Below are 15031 nucleotides of genomic sequence, written 5' to 3' on the forward strand. Positions count from 1 at the left end.
TGGCAACCACCCCCGCGACGTTCAGCACGCGGCCGAAGGACCCCCAGGAGGACCTGATGACGTCGGTCGCCGGCGAGGACCAGGGCACGCTCCCGGAGCTCCCGCCCGAGCCCGTGATGGAGGCGAACAAGCTCAACGTCTTCTACGGCGACTTCCACGCCGTCCACGACGTCGACCTCCGCTTCGGCAAGAACGAGATCACCGCCCTCATCGGACCCTCCGGCTGTGGCAAGTCGACGGTGCTTCGATGCCTGAACCGGATGAACGACCTCGTCGCCGGCGCCCGCGTCGAGGGCGAGGTGACCTACCACGGCAAGAACATCTACGACCGCGGCGTCGACCCCATCGCGGTGCGGACGCACATCGGCATGGTGTTCCAGAAGCCCAACCCGTTCCCTAAGTCCATCTTCGACAACATCGCCTACGGCCCGCGCGTGACGGGCATGAAGGTCGACAGCATGGACGACCTCGTCGAGCAGGCGCTCCGGGGCGCGGCACTGTGGGACGAGGTGAAGGACAAGCTCAAGCAGTCGGCGTACGGCCTGTCGGGCGGTCAGCAGCAGCGCCTGTGCATCGCCCGCACCATCGCGACCAGGCCGGACGTGATCTTGATGGACGAGCCGTGCTCGGCACTCGACCCGATCGCCACCTCGCGGATCGAGGACCTGATGATGGAGCTGCGCTCGGACTACACGATCATCATCGTGACGCACAACATGCAGCAGGCGGCGCGCGTCTCCGACCGCACCGCCTTCTTCACCGCCAAGGCCGACGAGACCACGGGCAACCGCACCGGGCTCCTCGTGGAGTTCGACCGGACGAAGACGCTCTTCTCCAACCCGAGCGATCGACGCACCGAGGACTACATCTCTGGCCGCTTCGGCTGAGGACCACATGGGCGGAGCGCTCGGGCCAAGCCACCTGCTACCCGCTGCACGACGCCGCGCTCGTCGTCGTCGGTCCCTTGGAGCTCGACGCACGTGCGTTCGCCGTGAGGTGCACGGCGACCGGGGGGAGGGCTGATCCTCGACAACGCCCTCGCGGTGCACGTCGCGCGGCTGCGCTGCAGGCTCGAGGGCACCGCGCGCATCAGGAGGGTCCGCGGCCGGGGCTACGCGCTGGCGCTCGACTGACGCTGACCGTGGCCGGTCAGCCGACGACCTCGAGCAGGAAGTGGCAGACCCAGTACGCCGCAGCAGCGACGAGACCGGCAGCGGGGAAGGTCAGCACCCAGGCGGTCAGGATGGACCGCGCGACGCCCCAGCGGACGGCCGAGAAGCGCTTGGTGGCGCCGACGCCCATCACGGCCGAGGTGATGGTATGGGTGGTCGAGATGGGGGCCTCGTAGACGAAGGCCGTGGTGTAGAGGACGCCGGCCGCGACCGTCTCGGCCGCGAAGCCCCGCGGCGGGTCGAGGGCGATGATGCGGCGGCCGAGGGTGCGCATGATGCGCCAGCCGCCGGAGTAGGTGCCGAGCGAGATCGCGGCGGCGGACACGAAGATGACCCAGAACGGCAGGTCGTCGTCAGCTCCGACGAAGCCACCGGTCAGGAGCGCCAGGAAGATCACGCCCATCGTCTTCTGCGCGTCCTGCAGGCCGTGGCCGAGCGCCATGGCCGCCGCGGAGACCGTCTGGGCGATCCGGAAGCCCCGGCCCACCTTGTGCGGGTTGGCGCGCCGGAAGCCCCACATGATCGCCAGCATCAGCACGAAGCCGGCGGAGAAGGCGAAGAGCGGCGAGGCGATCATCGGCAGCAGCACCTTGTCGACCACCGTCGACCAGGCCACGCTCGTGCCGGACGCCACCGCCGCGCCGACCAGGCCGCCGATCAGGGCGTGCGACGACGACGACGGCAGCCCGAAGTACCACGTGATGAGGTTCCACGTGATCGCGCCGATCAGGCCGCCCATCACGACGACCAGGCCGTGGGTGCCCGACGGCGGCGAGATGACCGACCCGACAGTGTTGGCGACCTCCTGGCCCAGGAAGGCGCCCACGAAGTTCATCACCGCGGCCATGGCCAGCGCGACGCGCGGGGTCAGCGCCCTCGTCGAGACCGAGGTCGCGATGGCGTTCGCGGCATCGTGGAAGCCGTTGGTGTAGTCGAACACCAGGGCGACGACGACCACGGCGATGACGATCGCCAATTCCATCGGGTCAGGACTCCTTGACCACGATCTGCTCGATGATGTTGGCGACCTTCTCGAAGGCGTCGATGGCGCCCTCCAGCGAGGTCACGATGTCCTTCAGCTTGAGGACCTCGATGGCCTTGAAGTCGCCGCTGAAGAGGTTGGCGAGCGTGCGGCGGTAGCTCTTGTCGCCTTGGTTCTCGAGGCGGTTGATCTCGATCCAGAACTCCTCGAGGGCGCCCATCGACTGCAGCCGCGGCATCGCCTCGCGGGTCAGCTCGGCGCAGCGCTGGATGACCTCGACCTGGTTGGAGAGCTCGGCCGGCATGTGCTTGACCTCGTACAGCAGGATCAGGTCGACGGCCTCGTCCATCATGTCCATGATGTCGTCGAGCCCGGACGCCAGCGAGTAGATGTCCTCGCGGTCGAACGGCGTCACGAAGGTGGAGTTCACCCGCTTGACGATCGCGTGCATGGTCTCGTCGGCCGCGTGCTCGGCCTCGCGCATCCGGCGGGCGACGTCCTCGCGGTCGACATCCTCGGCGGCCAGCATCTCGGCCAACAGGTCAGCACCCACCACGAGGTGCTCGGAAGATTCGCGGAAGAGGTCGTAGAACGAGGCATCGACCGGTCGGAACCGAAAAGCCACAGGGGAACTCCAGGTCAAGGGGTCAGGGCCGCGAACAGCCTAGGGCCATCGGGTCACCGGACGGCAACTCGCGGTTGGGTCGGCGTACGCCGTCCGGTCACCGGACCGGACCGGACAGCCTCAGGATCGGCGGCGGCGCTGCTCGGCGATCAGTGCCTCGTGCAGGTGGCGGGTGCCGTCATTGCGCACCCAGCCTCCGTCGGACTGGAGCTCCCAGGCCGCCGTCTCCTCGTCGAGGAGCAGGTCCAGCAGGCGGCCGATCTCTCCCGAGTTGTCCTCACCGGGGATCCGGACCAGCACCTCCACGCGGCGGTCGAGGTTGCGGTGCATCATGTCGGCCGACCCGATCCAGCTCTCGGCTACATGCTCCGGGTCGCCGTTGGCGAACCAGTAGACCCGGCTGTGCTCCAGGAAGCGCCCCAGGATCGAACGCACCCGGATCGTCTCGGAGAGACCGGGTACGCCGGGGCGCAGGCTGCAGATGCCGCGGACGACGAGGTCCACCGGGACGCCCGCCTGCGAGGCGAGGTAGAGCGCGTCGATGACCCCCTCGTCGACGATCGCGTTGGCCTTGAAGCGGATGCGCGCCGGCCGACCTGCTTGGTGGTGCTGGATCTCGCGGTGGATGCGGTCGACGAGCCCGTCGCGCACCGACTCCGGCGCCACGAGCAACGAGTCGTAGGTCGTGTTGAGCGAGAGCCCTGAGAGGTTGTTGAAGAGGTGGGCGACGTCCTCGCCGATGGCGTCGTCGGCGGTGAGGAGTCCGAGGTCTTCGTAGAGGCGCGCCGTCTTGGGGTTGTAGTTGCCGGTGCCGATGTGTGTGTAGCGCCGGATGCCGGCGCCGTACAGCGCCTCGTCCCGCACCACCATGGAGAGCTTGCTGTGGGTCTTGAGGCCGACGAGCCCGTAGACGACGTGGCAGCCGGCCTGCTCCAGCTTGCGCGCCCAGCGGATGTTGGCCTGCTCGTCGAAGCGCGCCTTGATCTCGACGACCACGAGCACCTGCTTGCCGGACTCGGCCGCGTCGACGAGCGCATCGATGATGGGGCTGTCACCGGAGGTGCGGTAGAGCGTCTGCTTGATCGCCAGCACGTGCGGGTCGGCAGCCGCCTGCTCGATGAAGCGCTGCACGGAGGTGGCGAACGAGTCGTAGGGGTGGTGCAGCAGCACGTCGTGGCGGCGTACGGCCTCGAAGACGTCGACCGGTGAGGCGGACTCGACCTCGGCGAGCTGGGCGTGGGTGGTCGGCACGAAGGCGGGGTACTTGAGGTCCTCGCGGCCCAGGTCGGCGATGACGTGCAGCCCGGTCAGGTCGAGAGGTCCCGGGAGCTTGAAGACCTCCTCCGGACGGATGCCGAGCTCGGAGATCAGGAGGTCGAGCACCCGCTGGTCGATGGACTCCTCGACCTCGAGGCGCACCGGCGGGCCGAAGCGGCGTCGTAGCAGCTCCTTCTCGAGGGCCTTGAGGAGGTTCTCAGCGTCGTCCTCCTCGACCTCGAGGTCCTCGTTGCGGGTGACCCGGAAGGTGTGGGAGCCGAGCACCTCCATGCCGGGGAAGAGGCGCTTGAGGTGCTCGCCGATGACGTCCTCGAGCGGCACGAAGCGCTGGTTGCCCAGCGGCACGAACCGGTCGAAGATCGGCGGCACCTTCACCCGTGCGAAGTGCTCGGTCTTGGTCTTCGGGTTGCGCACCAGGACGGCGAGGTTGAGCGACAGGCCGGAGATGTAGGGGAAGGGGTGCGCCGGGTCGACGGCGAGCGGCGTCAGGACGGGGAAGACGCGCTCCTTGTAGTGACGCTTGGCCATCTTCTGCTCGTCGCGGTCGAGATCGGCCCAGCGGACCAGGCGGATGTCCTGCTCGGCGAGGGCCGGCACGATCCCTTCGCGGAAGAGCGCGGACTGCCGCTCCATCAGCTCGCGGCTGCGCGCCCACAGTCCTTCGAGGATCTCACGGGGGAGCAGCCCGGACGCCGCCCGCACGGCCACTCCGGCCGCGATCCTGCGCTTGAGACCCGCCACCCGGACCATGAAGAACTCGTCGAGGTTGCTGGCGAAGATCGCCAGGAAGCGCACCCGTTCCAGGAGTGGCAGCGTCTCGTCCTCGGCCAGCTCGAGGACGCGTTGGTTCAGCTGCAGCCAGGAGAGCTCGCGGTCGAGGAAACGGTCGTCGTACTTCTCGACCGCCGCCAGCTCGGCGTCGTCCGGCTCGTAGGGCGGCTCGACGTCGAAGGTCTCCGTCGGATGGCCGTAGAGCGCGTCGCCCTCGGGGCCGTCGTCGCGCGTGCTGGACGCGCGGTGCTGCAGGTCGAGGCTCTCCGGCATGCCAGAGAGTGTGGCACTGGAACGTGAACGACGGATGATCGTCGGCCTTGACTGAACGCTCGCTCCGTTCGCCGCTCGACCAGCGACGCGGTCAGTAGACCAGCGCCTGCACTCCGTCCGCCAGCACCTCTTCGGCGAAGGCCGCCGACCCTGCGATGCGGACGCCCTCGCGCAGGTCGCCCTCCCCGATGCCGCGGCGGGCCGCGCACTGGGTGCAGACCGTGACGCGTCCGGCCCCGACCACGGCCGAGAGGAGGTCGGCCAGCGCGGCGGCCTCCGGGAGCGAGAACTCCTCGGCCCGACCGGGCACGCCCATCCAGGCGGCCTCCCCGGTGAGCCAGAGCGACACCTCCGCCCCGGAGGCGACCGCCGCGGCGGCGACGGTGAAGGCCTGGTTGAGCCGCTCGGGCTCCTCGGTCCCGCAGGTGACCTTGACGACGAGTGAACGAACCATCCCGTGACACTAGTGTGGAGCCATGTTCGAGCTGCCCGACAACCTGCATCCCGACTGCGGGCCGGTCGCGTGGATGCTCGGCACGTGGCGCGGGAACGGCCGCGGCGACTACCCGACGATCGAGCCCTACGAGTACGGCCAGGAGCTGATCTTCGCGCATGACGGCCGCCCGTTCTTCCACTACATGGCGCGCGCCTGGATCGTCGACGAGAACAACGAGAAGGTGCGCGAGGCAGCCATCGAGACCGGCTTCCTGCGATGTCGTCCCGAGGGCAAGATGGAGCTCGTGCTGGCGCACCACACCGGCTTCGCCGAGATCTGGTACGGCGAGGCCGGTGACGGCAAGCTCGAGCTGGCGACCGACGCGATCGCCCGCACCGAGTCGGCCAAGGAGGTCACCGCGGGCCACCGGCTCTACGGCAACGTCGAGGGCGACCTTCTCTACGCCTACGACATGTCGGCCGTCGGCCAGCCGCTCCAACCGCACCTCTGGGCGCGACTCCAGCGAGCGTGAGCAGCCGATGAGCGACCTGCAGGCCAAGCTCCGCAGCAGCGGCTACCGCCTCACGCCGCAACGCGAGCTGATCCTGGCGGCCGTCGACACGCTCGGCCACGCCACCCCCGACGCCGTGCTCGCCGAGGTGCGCAAGCACTCGAACGCCGTCAACGCCTCGACCGTCTACCGCACGCTCGAGGTGCTGGAGCAGCTCGGGCTGGTCAGGCACGCCCACATCAGCGACCGGGCGCCGACGTACCACACCGTCACCGACCACGAGCACTTCCACATCGTCTGCAGGAATTGCCAGAAGGTCGTGTCTGTTGACCCGGACATGCTCGCCACCCTGACTGCAGCCCTGCGCCAGGAGCACCGCTTCGTCGTCGACGTCGGTCACCTGACCGTCTTCGGTCACTGCGCGGACTGCTCCTCGGAGGACGGGTCGTGACGAGCCCCCTGCTCTCCCTGCCCGGCGCCGTCGCCGCCGAGGGCGTCGACGCCGGGGTCGCCGCGCACTACGGATCGCTCTACGGCGAGCAGATAGCGCTGGCCCGGGGTGAGGGGTTCGTCGATCTCTCCCACCGCGACGTGATCAGGGTGAGCGGGCCCGATCGGCTCACCTGGTTGCACTCGCTCACGACCCAGCACCTCACGGACCTGCCACCACGGCAGTGGACCGGCGTGCTGGTGCTCAGCCCGCAGGGCCACGTCGAGCACGCGTTCTACGGGTACGACGACGGCGAGGCGTTCCTCGCGCACACCGAGCCCGGCGCCGCCGCGGCGCTGGTGCAGTTCCTCGACCGGATGCGCTTCATGATGCGCGTCGAGGTCGCGGAGGCGACGTCCGAGCTCGCCGTCACGTGGCGCCCGCGCGACGGGACCGACCCGGTCGACGGCGGGCCCTACGCGGCGTACGAGCTGGTCCCGCGCGACCAGCTGGCGACGTACGCCGCCGCAGCCGGCCCGGCCGCCGGGCTGTGGGCCTTCGAGGCGTTGCGCATCGCCCGCGGCGAGCCGCGACTGGGGCTCGACACCGACCATCGCACGATCCCCAACGAGGCCGGGTGGATCGGCCCCGCGGTGCACCTCGACAAGGGGTGCTACCGAGGGCAGGAGACGGTGGCGCGGGTGCACACCCTCGGCCGGCCGCCGCGCCGGCTGACGTTGCTGCACCTCGACGGCTCGGAGAACCGCTTGCCCGCCGTCGGGGCCGAGCTGCTCCACGACGGTCGCAGCGTCGGCTTCGTCGGCACCTCCGCACGCCATCACGAGCTCGGCCCGATCGCACTGGCGTTGGTCAAGCGCAACGTGCCGCTCGACGTCCAGCTCGAGGTCGACGGGCTGCCTGCGGCGCAGGAGGTGCTGGTCGACCCCGAGGTCGGGCTGCACGTGCGGCCCAAGCTTCGCTAGGTCGACAGTGCCCTACCTCCGCGCGTACATCACGTGGGTGTCGGCGGGGGTGTGGGTGAAGCCGGCCTTCTCGTAGACCGCGATGGCCGGCGCGTTGTCGGACTCGACGTAGAGGTGCACCTCGTCGACCCCGCGCTCGGCGAGGTGGTGCAGGCCCTCGGCGGTGAGCAGCCGGCCGAGGCCGCGGCCCTGGCCCTCGGGGGCCACGCCGACGACGTAGACCTCCCCGACCTCGCGTGAGTGCACCTTGGTCCAGTGGAAGCCCAGGAGGACGCCGTCGGGGTCGACGGCGACGAGCAGGTCGTCGGCGTCGAACCACGGCTCGGCCATCCTGGCGGCCAGGTCGGCGCTGTCCATGGCGCCCTGCTCGGGGTGGCTCGCGAACGCCGCCGCGTTGACGCGGAGCAGCTGGTCGCGGTCGCCGGGGTGGTAGCCGCGGATCGTCACGCCCGGCGGGAGGTGGGGCGCGGGCGCCGGCCGCGCCGGCCTGCGCATCACCCAGAGGTCACGCACCCTGTCGAAGCCGTGGTGGGCGGCCAGGGCCGCGGCACCCGGGTGGTTGCCGTGCGACCACGCGTCGAGCGGCCCCGGATGGCGGGGGAGCACGGCGTCGAGCAGCGCGGCGGCGTACCCCTGGCGGCGTGAGCCGGGCCGCACCACCACGCTCAGCGAGCCGTCGAGGACGACGGCGAAGCCGTGCTCGGTGACGACCAGGTCGATCTCGTGCTGCTCGGGGTGGCGCAGCGCGAGCCACGTCGCCTCATCGAGAGGCTCGACGCCGTCGGTGGCGGCCGCCGCGGCCGAGATCTCGGCGACGGCCCGCAGGTCGGGCATCGAGCTGGTCACGACAGGTCAGGCGTCGGTGTGCTCGGTCGCGACGGCCGGCTGGTCCGCGCGCTCCTTGGCCGGCAGGACGAAGCGGTAACCGACGTTGCGGACGGTGCCGATCAGGGTCTCGTTCTCGGGGCCGAGCTTGGCGCGCAGGCGCCGGACGTGCACGTCGACGGTGCGGGTGCCGCCGAAGTAGTCGTAGCCCCAGACCTCGGAGAGCAGCTGCTGACGGCTGAACACCCGGCCCGGGTGCTGGGCCAAGAACTTCAGCAGCTCGAACTCCTTGAAGGTCAGGTCGAGCGGGCGGCCGCTGATCTTGGCGGTGTAGGTCGCCTCGTCCACCGTGACCTCGCCCGTCCGGATCACGTGCGACTCGGGGTCGTTGGCGTCGCGCCGGGCGTTGAGGCGACCGATGGCCAGCCGGATGCGGGCCTCGAGCTCGGCAGGCCCGCAGGTGTGCAGGACGACGTCGTCCATCCCCCAGTCGTGCGCGACGACGGCGAGCCCGCCCTCGGTGACCACGAGGAGGACCGGGACGTCGGTGCCGGTCGTGCGGATGAGGCGACACAGGTCGCGCGCGTGGGCGAGCTCCTGACGGCCGTCCACGAGGAGCAGGTCGCTGTCAGGGGCGTCGAGGAGGGCGCTGCCCTGGGCCGGGAGGATCTTGACCGAGTGCCCCAGCAGCGCGAGGCCGGGCAGCACCTCCACCGACGGCTGGAGGGCGCTGGTGAGCAGCAGCAGCGTGCTCATGTGCCTCCTCGGTCCCTGCTAGTCGTCAGGCGCGATGGGCAAGAATATCCGGCGATGCCCTCCACCGACCGTGCGCCCGACGAACATGAGACCGCTGCGACGGCCGTCTCGGTCCGTTTCTGGGCTGCTGCGCGAGCCGCCGCAGGCGTTGCGGAGGTGAGGGTGGAGGCCTCCGAGCCGCTCACGCTGGCGGAGCTGGTCGAGCGGGTGCTGGTCGGGAGGCCGGAGCGGCTGGGAGCCGTCCTGGCCGGCTGCTCGGTGCTGCTGGGTGACCAGCCGGTCTCCACCCGCGACCCCGCCGACGTGCTCGTCGCTCCCGGGCAGACCGTGGAGTTCCTGCCGCCCTTCGCCGGCGGCTGAGCGCCCTGCGCGGGGCCTAGTGCATCAGTACTCCATGGACGTGGGAGCCGAAGTACTGACTTTCACCTCGATGAACCGCGCACGCTACGCGCGCTCCCCCTCGCCCCTACCGTGATGAGCGGTTCGAACGTCGGCTCGGGACGGTGACGGACCACCCGATCGAACCGTTCCGTCCTAGAGAGTTCCCGATGAGGCAGAGGTTGCTCACGTTGCGGCAGTGGCAGACCGCGATGCTGATCTGCTTCGACGTCGCCATGTGGGTCCTGGCTGTCAGCAGCGCCGTCGTGCTGCGCATGCAGGAGCTCTCGGACATCCGCTGGCAGCCGACCTTGCTGGTCGGTGTGGTCATCGCAGCGGTCTACCTCGTCGCCGGGATGGCACCGCGGCTCCACGAGGGCCGTGCCCGGTTGGCCAGTCTCGACGAGATGCTGCTGATCGGTACCGTCGCCGCTGTCGCCGGGAGCCTGGTGTTCGCGGTCAACCTCGTCGCCATCGACGTCCCGCGCAGCGTCCCGGCCATCGCCACGCTCTGCTTCGTCGTGCTCGCCTGCTGGGGCCGGGCCACTGTGCGGCGTCTCGCGGAGCGGCGCGCCGAGAACGTACGCCGCGGGCGCGGCGCGAGCGAACCCGTCGTGCTGGTCGGCGCCGGGGAGGCCGCCCGAGAGCTGATCAGCTCGATGCTGCGCGACCCGGACGGACGCTGGCAGCCCGTCGCCATGGTCGACGACGACCCGCGCAAGCGGCACCTGCGCATCCGCGGCGTCCCCGTCAGCGGGTCGACCCACGAGCTGCGCGGCGTCGTCGGCCGTCACCAGGTCCGTACCGTGATCCTGGCGATGCCCAGCGCCGGACAGGCTCTCGTCCGCGAGATCAGCAGCGTCGCCAGCGAGCTGCGGGTCGACCTGAAGGTGCTCCCCGCCAGCACCGAGCTGATCTCCGGCCGCGTCGGCGTGCGCGACGTGCGCGACCTCAACCTCACCGACGTCCTCGGCCGCAACCAGCTGGACACCGACATCGACGGCATCGCCGGCTATCTCACCGGCCGGCGGATCCTGGTCACGGGCGCCGGCGGCTCCATCGGCTCCGAGCTCTGCCGGCAGATCTCCCGCTTCTCCCCCGAGCAGCTGATCATGCTGGATCGCGACGAGTCCGCTCTCCATGCGGTGCAGCTCTCGCTGAGCGGGCGCGCCCTGCTCGACGACGACGGGGTCGTGCTGTGCGACATCCGCGACGTGGCGACGTTGACGCGGATCTTCGAGGACCGCCGTCCCGAGGTCGTCTTCCATGCAGCGGCGCTCAAGCATCTCCCGATGCTGGAGCAGTACCCCGCCGAGGCGGTCAAGACCAACGTCATCGGCACCCGCAACGTCCTCGACGCCTCTCGTGCCGCCGGCGTCGAGCGCTTCGTCAACATCTCCACCGACAAGGCGGCGAACCCGGTCAGCGTGCTCGGCTACTCCAAGCGGCTCGCCGAGCGCATCACCGCCTCCTACGCCGCCCTGGCGCCCGACATGACGAGCGTCTCGGTGCGCTTCGGCAACGTGCTCGGCAGCCGCGGCTCCGTGCTCACCGCGTTCGCCAGCCAGATCGCGAACGGCGGCCCGCTGACCGTGACGCACCCCGATGTGACTCGCTATTTCATGACGATCGAGGAGGCCTGCCAGCTCGTCGTCCAGGCGGGTGCGATCGGCTCCTCACGGGAGGCGCTGGTGCTCGACATGGGCGAGGCCGTGCGCATCCTCGACGTCGCGCACCAGCTGATCGAGATGCATGGCGAGCACGTGCGCATCGAGTTCACCGGCCTGCGCCAGGGCGAGAAGCTCGAGGAGGAGCTCTTCGGCGACGACGAGCCCCGGTCGGTGCGGACCGTGCACCCCCTGATCAACCACGTCCCGGTTCCGGACGTCGCGCTCGATGAGCTCGACCTGCTCCCCGACGCGGGCCACGCCCACGTCGTGACGTCGGCGCTGGCCCGGCTGTCGCAGGGCGAGGTGTCCGTCCTGGCCTAGGAATCTCCGAGGCCCCGCGAGCGTTCGAACCGGCGTGACCACTGGAGGCTGGGTGTTGGTCGTCGCCGTCGCGGCGGCGGTGGCGCTCGGGCTGTGGCGGGCGTGGTCGGACGGACGGTTCCGCGGGACGCACGAGGTCCGCGGTGCGAGCGCTCACGAGGGCGCTCCTCCGGGGCCCTCGGTCAACGTGCTCGCCAGCACGGAGTACGCCGATGCGCTGGGCGAGCGGGCCACGCTGCTGCAGTTCTCGACGGCGTTCTGTGCTCCCTGCCGGGCTGCGCGGCAGACCCTGGCCTTCGTGGCGGAGCGCGTCCCTGGAGTGGCGCACGTCGAGATCGACGCCGAGCACCACCTCGAGCTGGTCCGCCGGCTCGGCGTGGTCCGGACCCCGACGACGCTGGTGCTCGACGCGCACGGGCGTGAGTCGACCCGCGCGACGGGTGCCCCCCGCCGTGAGCAGGTGCTGGTGGCGCTCGAGTCCGTTGCGGGTCTCGGATGATGGACAAGAGTCCCACCATTTGGGACGTCCGGCGGACGGGGGAGACTCCGCGCCCTACATTGGCTGTCATGTCGACGACCTGGCTGACCAAGCGCCGCGCGGTGGATCACTGCCGCGTGCGCTCGTCGCTGTGTCGCATGTCCGTCTGAGCAGCCACGTTTCCCGTTGCTATTGTCGAGTGGATTACTCGACTTCTCACGTCAGGACTTTCATGAGCCCCTTGTCACAAGTGGGAGCCTCCGCGGCCACGCGAGGGCAGATCGACCCGCGCGCACCGCAGCTCGCGGCGGGGCTGACGTCCCTCGTGCTCGCCGCTGTCCTGTTGACCGCGCCCGGCCCCTGGGCCGTGGCGCTCCTCGGGATCCAGGCCGTGCTGTTCGGGATCGGGGCGACCCTGGGCGTGACGCGGACGCCGCACGCCTGGCTGTTCCGCCGTCTCGTCCGCCCGCGGCTCAGGGCGCCGCACCACCTCGAGGACGCCACGCCGCCGCAGTTCGCGCAGGCCGTGGGCCTGGGCTTCGCGGTGGTGGGGCTGATCGGCTTCATCGCCGGCGCCGACATCGTCGGCCTGGTTGCGACCGGCCTGGCCCTGGTCGCGGCGCTGCTCAACGCGGTCTTCGGCTTCTGCCTGGGCTGTGAGATCTACCTCCTGGCCGTCCGCGCCCGGACCCGTACTCGCTCAGCGGTCGGCCTGACGCCGCCCGTCCACCGCACCAGCACCACCACCTAGGAGAACCGCATGTCCCGAGACAGCTCACTCGTCACCGCCCAGTGGGTGGAGGACCATCTCGACGACGACAAGGTCGTCCTCATCGAGGTCGACGAGGACACCACCGCCTACGACAAGGGTCACATCAAGGGCGCCATCAAGCTCGACTGGACGACCGACCTCCAGGACCAGGTCCGCCGGGACTTCGTCAACAAGCAGCAGTTCGAGGCGCTGCTCTCCGAGCGCGGCGTCGCCAACGACGACACCGTCGTCCTCTACGGCGGGAACAACAACTGGTTCGCCGCCTACGCCTTCTGGTACTTCAAGCTCTACGGGCACGCCGACGTCCGCCTGCTCGACGGCGGCCGCAAGAAGTGGGAGCTCGACTCGCGCGAGCTCGTGGCCGACGCCGTGTCGCGTGACGCGACGTCGTACACCGCGCAGGAGCAGGACCTGTCGATCCGCGCCTTCCGCGACGAGACGGTCGCCGCGATCGGCACCCAGAACCTCGTCGACGTGCGCAGCCCCGACGAGTACGCCGGGCGCCTGATGGCTCCGGCGCACCTGCCGCAGGAGCAGGCCCAGCGCGCCGGGCACATCCCGACGGCGGCCAGCGTGCCGTGGAGCAAGGCCGCCAACGACGACGGGACTTTCCGTTCCGACGACGAGCTCAAGGAGCTCTACACCGAGGCTGGCGTCGACTGGAGCAAGGACACCATCGCCTACTGCCGCATCGGCGAGCGCTCGTCGCACACGTGGTTCGTGCTGAAGGAGCTGCTCGGACAGGACAACGTGAAGAACTACGACGGCTCGTGGACCGAGTACGGCTCCCTCGTCGGCGTCCCGATCGCCCTCGGCGACGAGCGCGGTGAGGCCTGATGTGCGGCGTGACGCGCGGTGGGCTGTCGCTCGACGGCGTCGACACCAAGAAGGAAGCCGTCGTGCAGGGCCAGGTCGTGCGCGACGGCGAGCCGGTGCCGAACGCCTACGTGCGCCTGCTCGACCGCACCGGTGAGTTCACCGCCGAGGTCCCGACCTCGGCGACCGGGCACTTCCGGTTCTTCGCCGCGGACGGTTCCTGGACCCTGCGCACACTGGCGCCCAAGGCGGACCCGGTCGACACGGCCGTCGACGCGGCCGTCGGTGAGATCGCGGAGGTGACGGTCAGCCTCTGAGGCCCACGACTGCCACCCGAAGGACGACAGGGCCCGGTCACTCCGAGAGGAGTGGTCGGGCCCTTGTCGTGCACGGCTTCGTGCGGACGGACCCTGCTTCAGGCCCGTCTTCAGCCTCTTCCTCGGCCGCTTCCTTTGATCAGCCCGATCTCCGCGAGCTCGCGTAGCGTCTCGTTCGTGACGTCCAGGAGGGCGACGTCCGGCGGTGGCTCACCCAGGGCCTCCTGCAAGGCCCGGGCGACGCCCTCCACGGAACCATGGCCACCGCTCACCGCGCGGTACGCCGCTGTCGCCCGGACGGACAGGGCGAGCACGTCGTCTCCCACGAAGACCACGCACTCGTCGCCGTCGTCGTACACGTCGTGCACGGCTGTCGTGGAGTACCTCACGAGCGGTCCGGTCCGGCCGAGAGCAGCTCGCCCACCACCGGGGGCAGGTCCTCGGCGTCGGAGTAGGTGAGCCGGCGCAGCCCGCCCACGGCGTGCAGGTGCTCGGCGACGAGGTGCAGGGGGCGCGGCAGTCGCTTGAGGGCCGAGGTCTGCTCCGCCAGCGCCGGCAGGGCCTCGATCGTCCGGACGTGGGTCACCTCGGGTGCGGTGGGTTCCCGGCGCCGATCGAGCAGCACCACGGCGGCGACCCTCGCCGTCGTCGGCGTCGGGAGCAGGCCCAGCTCGTCGGGCGAGAGCTGGCGCTTGGGCCGGTGGCCGTCGACGAGCACGGAGAGGGGCTTGGGGTAGGGCAGCACGGTCCCGTCGGCCGCGATCGCCGCGGTCTCGTCGGTCAGGTAGCCGAAGTGCTGACCCAGCGCGCGCGCCGCCGTCGTCTTGCCGGTGCCGGACGGTGCCACCAGCACGATGGCGCTGCCGGTGGCTGGGTCGGCGACGGCGCTCGCGTGCAACATCCACAGCTGGCCGAGCCTCGACTCGATCGCCTCGAGGGTGAGCCGGCTCGACAGCCAGTCGAGGATCGACAGCTCGTCGGAGCCGGCGAGGTGCCCCTCGCTCTGGGCCGCGGCCACGACGCCGGGATCCTCGTCGAGCACCGCTGTCACGGGGTGCGGCTCGACGCCGGGAGGGGCGTCCGCCACGCACCGCCGCCACGCTCGCTCGACCCCGGCGGCCAGGCCCTCCGCGCCGCTTCCGAGCACCTGCACGACCACTGGTGTGCCGAGCAGGGAGAGGGAGACCGAACAAACCGCGGAGATCGGCACAAGTCGCAGTGTAAGGACCTGTGACCG

The 15031-nt window shown here is 70.4% G+C and carries 19 protein-coding genes; 11 read left to right on the plus strand and 8 right to left on the minus strand.

Features of this window, described 5'->3' with window-relative positions; genetic code table 11:
* Window positions 1-116: 116 nt before the first annotated feature.
* Together pstB and ABD295_RS21200 are read left to right on the plus strand one after the other, a co-directional pair.
* On the plus strand, window positions 117-887 hold the full coding sequence (gene pstB / locus ABD295_RS12860; protein ID WP_344304433.1) for a phosphate ABC transporter ATP-binding protein PstB: 771 nt from the start codon (window positions 117-119) through the stop codon (window positions 885-887).
* A 135-nt stretch (window positions 888-1022) separates the two neighbouring features.
* Window positions 1023-1133, plus strand: coding sequence for a winged helix-turn-helix domain-containing protein (locus tag ABD295_RS21200; RefSeq protein WP_425574079.1), 111 nt, complete (start codon window positions 1023-1025; stop codon window positions 1131-1133).
* Window positions 1134-1149: 16 nt separating this feature from the next.
* On the opposite strand, the gene ABD295_RS12865 is transcribed toward ABD295_RS21200, so the two are convergent.
* The 4 genes from ABD295_RS12865 to ABD295_RS12880 all read right to left on the minus strand — a co-directional run bounded on the left by ABD295_RS12865 (window position 1150) and on the right by ABD295_RS12880 (window position 5555).
* Window positions 1150-2154: an inorganic phosphate transporter gene (locus ABD295_RS12865; RefSeq protein WP_344304144.1), complete on the minus strand. Its 1005-nt coding sequence runs from the start codon at window positions 2152-2154 to the stop codon at window positions 1150-1152.
* A gap of 4 nt (window positions 2155-2158) precedes the next feature.
* The gene (locus tag ABD295_RS12870) at window positions 2159-2779 is read right to left on the minus strand and encodes a DUF47 domain-containing protein (RefSeq protein ID WP_344304145.1); all 621 of its coding nucleotides are present in this window, start codon (window positions 2777-2779) and stop codon (window positions 2159-2161) included.
* A 120-nt stretch (window positions 2780-2899) separates the two neighbouring features.
* Window positions 2900-5101, minus strand: a complete 2202-nt coding sequence (locus ABD295_RS12875; protein WP_344304146.1) for an RNA degradosome polyphosphate kinase — start codon at window positions 5099-5101, stop codon at window positions 2900-2902.
* 91 nt (window positions 5102-5192) lie between these two features.
* Window positions 5193-5555 (minus strand): DsrE family protein, encoded by a 363-nt coding sequence (locus ABD295_RS12880; RefSeq protein WP_344304147.1) that lies wholly within the window; start codon window positions 5553-5555, stop codon window positions 5193-5195.
* Between the two features lie 22 nt (window positions 5556-5577).
* On the opposite strand from ABD295_RS12880, the gene ABD295_RS12885 reads away from it, so the two are divergent.
* Genes ABD295_RS12885 through ygfZ form a run of 3 tightly spaced genes read left to right on the plus strand, consistent with a single transcriptional unit; the run spans window position 5578 to window position 7461 of the window.
* Window positions 5578-6069 carry a heme-binding beta-barrel domain-containing protein gene (locus tag ABD295_RS12885; protein WP_344304148.1) on the plus strand — a complete coding sequence of 164 codons (492 nt, stop codon included), beginning with the start codon at window positions 5578-5580 and terminating at the stop codon, window positions 6067-6069.
* Window positions 6070-6076: 7 nt separating this feature from the next.
* On the plus strand, window positions 6077-6499 hold the full coding sequence (locus ABD295_RS12890) for a Fur family transcriptional regulator (RefSeq protein ID WP_344304149.1): 423 nt from the start codon (window positions 6077-6079) through the stop codon (window positions 6497-6499).
* Window positions 6496-7461, plus strand: a complete 966-nt coding sequence (gene ygfZ / locus ABD295_RS12895; protein ID WP_344304150.1) for a CAF17-like 4Fe-4S cluster assembly/insertion protein YgfZ — start codon at window positions 6496-6498, stop codon at window positions 7459-7461. The genes ABD295_RS12890 and ygfZ overlap by 4 nt, the downstream gene beginning before the upstream one ends.
* Before the next feature lie 12 nt (window positions 7462-7473).
* On the opposite strand, the gene mshD is transcribed toward ygfZ, so the two are convergent.
* Window positions 7474-8307, minus strand: a complete 834-nt coding sequence (gene mshD, locus ABD295_RS12900; RefSeq protein ID WP_344304151.1) for a mycothiol synthase — start codon at window positions 8305-8307, stop codon at window positions 7474-7476.
* A gap of 6 nt (window positions 8308-8313) precedes the next feature.
* Window positions 8314-9042 (minus strand): response regulator transcription factor, encoded by a 729-nt coding sequence (locus ABD295_RS12905; RefSeq protein ID WP_344304152.1) that lies wholly within the window; start codon window positions 9040-9042, stop codon window positions 8314-8316.
* Between the two features lie 54 nt (window positions 9043-9096).
* Here ABD295_RS12905 and ABD295_RS12910 point away from each other — a divergent pair, with 54 nt between their 5' ends.
* The 6 genes from ABD295_RS12910 (at window position 9097) to ABD295_RS12935 (ending at window position 13794) form a co-directional block, all read left to right on the plus strand.
* Window positions 9097-9402 (plus strand): MoaD/ThiS family protein, encoded by a 306-nt coding sequence (locus tag ABD295_RS12910; protein ID WP_344304153.1) that lies wholly within the window; start codon window positions 9097-9099, stop codon window positions 9400-9402.
* A 188-nt stretch (window positions 9403-9590) separates the two neighbouring features.
* The gene (locus ABD295_RS12915) at window positions 9591-11411 is read left to right on the plus strand and encodes a polysaccharide biosynthesis protein (RefSeq protein ID WP_344304154.1); all 1821 of its coding nucleotides are present in this window, start codon (window positions 9591-9593) and stop codon (window positions 11409-11411) included.
* A 34-nt stretch (window positions 11412-11445) separates the two neighbouring features.
* Window positions 11446-11910: a TlpA family protein disulfide reductase gene (locus ABD295_RS12920; protein WP_344304155.1), complete on the plus strand. Its 465-nt coding sequence runs from the start codon at window positions 11446-11448 to the stop codon at window positions 11908-11910.
* A gap of 211 nt (window positions 11911-12121) precedes the next feature.
* The gene (locus ABD295_RS12925; protein WP_344304156.1) at window positions 12122-12640 is read left to right on the plus strand and encodes a DUF4395 domain-containing protein; all 519 of its coding nucleotides are present in this window, start codon (window positions 12122-12124) and stop codon (window positions 12638-12640) included.
* Between the two features lie 9 nt (window positions 12641-12649).
* Window positions 12650-13498 carry a sulfurtransferase gene (locus ABD295_RS12930; protein ID WP_344304157.1) on the plus strand — a complete coding sequence of 283 codons (849 nt, stop codon included), beginning with the start codon at window positions 12650-12652 and terminating at the stop codon, window positions 13496-13498.
* Complete coding sequence (locus ABD295_RS12935; RefSeq protein ID WP_344304158.1) at window positions 13498-13794, plus strand: DUF1416 domain-containing protein; 297 nt, start codon at window positions 13498-13500, stop codon at window positions 13792-13794. Before ABD295_RS12930 ends, ABD295_RS12935 begins: the two co-directional genes overlap by 1 nt.
* Before the next feature lie 110 nt (window positions 13795-13904).
* Here the strand turns inward: ABD295_RS12935 and ABD295_RS12940 are convergent, their stop codons facing one another.
* Window positions 13905-14183: an RNA-dependent RNA polymerase family protein gene (locus ABD295_RS12940; RefSeq protein WP_344304159.1), complete on the minus strand. Its 279-nt coding sequence runs from the start codon at window positions 14181-14183 to the stop codon at window positions 13905-13907.
* The gene (locus tag ABD295_RS12945) at window positions 14180-15004 is read right to left on the minus strand and encodes a hypothetical protein (protein WP_344304160.1); all 825 of its coding nucleotides are present in this window, start codon (window positions 15002-15004) and stop codon (window positions 14180-14182) included. The genes ABD295_RS12940 and ABD295_RS12945 overlap by 4 nt, the downstream gene beginning before the upstream one ends.
* Between the last annotated feature and the right edge of the window lie 27 nt (window positions 15005-15031).

The organism is Nocardioides bigeumensis (assembly GCF_039531755.1).
Lineage (GTDB): Bacteria > Actinomycetota > Actinomycetes > Propionibacteriales > Nocardioidaceae > Nocardioides > Nocardioides bigeumensis.